This is a genomic window from Streptomyces sp. NPDC056948 (assembly GCF_042674225.1).
Taxonomy (GTDB): domain Bacteria; phylum Actinomycetota; class Actinomycetes; order Streptomycetales; family Streptomycetaceae; genus Streptomyces; species Streptomyces purpurascens.
This window is the reverse complement of record NZ_JBHUQX010000683.1, coordinates 1-2,986: the sequence shown is the minus strand read 5'-3', so window position 1 is coordinate 2,986 and position 2,986 is coordinate 1. Positions and strand designations below refer to the sequence as shown.

The 2,986-nt window shown below is 72.1% G+C and carries 1 protein-coding gene; it reads left to right on the top strand.

Features of this window, described 5'->3' with window-relative positions; genetic code table 11:
* Nucleotides 1–2,986: type I polyketide synthase (locus tag ACFTZL_RS43450; RefSeq protein WP_382595731.1), on the top strand; the 2,986-nt coding region annotated here is incomplete at both ends.

Genomic DNA, 2,986 nt, shown 5'->3' with positions numbered 1-2,986 from the left:
GATCAGGGCCGCGCTGACGGCCGGGGGCGTCGAGCCGTCGTCCGTCCAGTACGTCGAACTGCACGGCACCGGAACACCCGCGGGCGACCCGGTGGAGGCCGCGGCGCTCGGCGCCGCCTACGGCGTGGGCCGGACGGCGGACACGCAGCTGGCCGTCGGGTCGGTCAAGACGAACATCGGGCACCTCGAAGGCGCCTCCGGCATCGCCGGGCTCATCAAGACCGTGCTGTGCCTCAAGCACCGGGAACTGGTCCCCAGCCTGAACCACAGCACGCCGAACCCGCGCATCCCGCTCGACGATCTGGGCCTGCGCGTGGTCACCGAGTCGCAGGCATGGGCCGCGGACACCGCCCTGTGCGCGGGCGTGTCGTCGTTCGGCATGGGCGGATCGAACGCGCACGTCATCGTCGAGGAAGCGCCCGCGACCGGTGGGGCCGAGCCATCGGTCGAGGACGCCGGTGACATACGTGCCCTGGTGGTGTCGGCGCGCACCGAGACGGGCGTACGGGCCCAGGCGGCGCGGCTGCGGGACTGGCTGATCAGCCACCCCGAGCTGGACACCGCCGACGTGGCCCGGTCTCTGCTGACCTCCCGCGCCCAGCTCGAGTGGCGCGCTGCGGCCGTCGGCCAGGACCGGGACGAGCTGCTGAGCGGCCTGACCGCTCTCACCGACCCGGCCGTGTCCGAAGGGGCGGACGAGATCGCCACCGGGCAGTCGGCGCGGCGCCGGGTCGCCTTCGTCTTCCCCGGCCAGGGCAGCCAGTGGGAGGGAATGGCACTCGGCCTGCTGGACGCGGGCGGGGTGTTCGCCGACTCCGTCGCGGACTGCGAGGCCGCCCTCGCCGAGTACGTCGACTGGTCCCTGACCGGGGTGCTGCGCCGCGCGGACGACGCGCCCTCGCTGGACCGCGTGGACGTGATCCAGCCGGTGCTGTTCGCGGTGATGGTGTCACTGGCACGCATGTGGCAGGCCGCCGGTGTCGAACCGGACGTGGTGATCGGCCACTCCCAGGGCGAGATCGCGGCCGCCTGCGTCGCCGGAGGACTCTCGCTGCAGGATGCCGCCCGCGTGGTGGCGCTCCGCTCACGTGCGGTCGCCGAAGAACTGGCCGGCCAGGGCGGTATGGCCTCGATCGGGCTCGGCGCGGACACCGTCCGGGAACGACTGGCGCGCTACGGCGACCGGCTGTCCCTCGCGGCCGTGAACGGGCCGCGACAGACCATCATCGCCGGTGAGGTCGCGGCGATGGAGGAACTCCTCGCCGACTGCGCCGAGGCCGGCGTATGGGCCCGCCGCATTCCCGTCGACTACCCCTCGCACTCCAAGGCCGTGGAACGGCTCCGGGACCGCTTGCTGGACGACCTGGCGTCCATCCGCCCCCGGTCCGGGACCGTGCCGTTCTTCTCCACGGTCTTCGCCGAGGGGTATGACACGGCAGGGCTCGACGCCGAGTACTGGTACCGCTCCCTGCGCGAACCGGTCCGTTTCGCGGATGCCGTCACCGCGCTCATCGACTCCGGGATCACCGGATTCGTCGAGGCCAGCCCTCACCCGGTGCTCACCATGGGCATCGGCGTGACCGCCGAAACCACCGCCGCGGCCGGGCAGGTCAGCGTGCTCGAGTCGCTGCGGCGCGGCGAAGGCGGAACACGGCGGTTCACGGCCGCCCTGGCCCAGGCCTACTGCGCCGGGCTCCCGGTCGACATCGACGCACTGGCATCCGGTGGCGGGCGGGTCGACCTGCCGCCCTACGCGTTCCAGCGCCGCAGCTACTGGAACGGCTCCGAGACCGTCGCGGGCAGCACCGCCGCCGACGCGACCGCACACGAAGCGACGCCGGCGGAACCCCCGGCCCCGGAAGACGGCGGGCAGAGCACGGCCCGGGAGGACAGCCCGCTGGCGCGCAGGCTGCTGGACACCCCCGAGTACCAGCGCGAGACGGTCGTTCTGGATGTCGTGCGCGAGCACGCCGCCGCCGTCCTCGGCCACGACTCGCACCATTCCATCCACCCCGAACTCCCCTTCACCGACCTCGGATTCGACTCGGTGAGCGGTACGGCGCTGGCGAACCGGCTGGCGCGCGGCACCGGTGTGCCGCTGCCGCGGACCCTGATCTTCGACCACCCGACCGCGAACGCCGTAGCGGCGCTGCTGAGCGCGCGCATCACCGGAACCGGCCGAGAGCAGCGGCGGGTTTCGCGACACCATGCGCTGGACGAGCCGATCGCGATCGTCGGAATGGGCGCGCGATTCCCCGGCGGTGTGGGATCGGCCGAGGACTTGTGGGGCCTGGTCGAGGCCGGCCGGGACGCGATCGGTGGGTTCCCGGCCGATCGCGGCTGGGACCTGGAACGGCTGATCGACCCGGATCCGGACAAGCCCGGCACCGTCTACAGCCGAGGCGGCGGATTCCTCAGCGGTGCGGGTGACTTCGACGCCGGGTTCTTCGGCATCTCGCCGCGTGAGGCGTTGGCGATGGATCCGCAGCAGCGGTTGTTGCTGGAGGCGTCGTGGGAGGCGCTGGAGCATGCGGGGATCGATCCGGTGTCGTTGCGGGGCTCGGACGCGGGTGTGTTCGCGGGTGCCTGCGCGTCCGGCTATGTGGATCGGGTCTCGGGTGATCTCGAAGGCTTCCGGCTGACGGGTACGTCGCACAGTGTCATTTCGGGCCGGGTGGCGTATGTGTTCGGCCTGGAGGGACCGGCGGTGACGGTGGACACGGCGTGTTCGTCGTCGCTGGTCGCGCTGCATCTGGCCTGTCAGGCATTGCGCCAAGGGGACAGCTCCCTCGTGCTCGCAGGCGGCGTGACGGTCGCGGCCGGCCCCTCCTTGTACGTGGACTTCTCACGCCAACGGGGTTTGTCGCCCGATGGCCGGTGCAAGGCGTTCTCGTCCTCCGCAGATGGTGTGGCGTGGTCCGAGGGTGTCGGTGTCGTCGTGCTGGAGCGGCTGTCGGAGGCGCAGCGGCTGGGGCACAACGTGCTG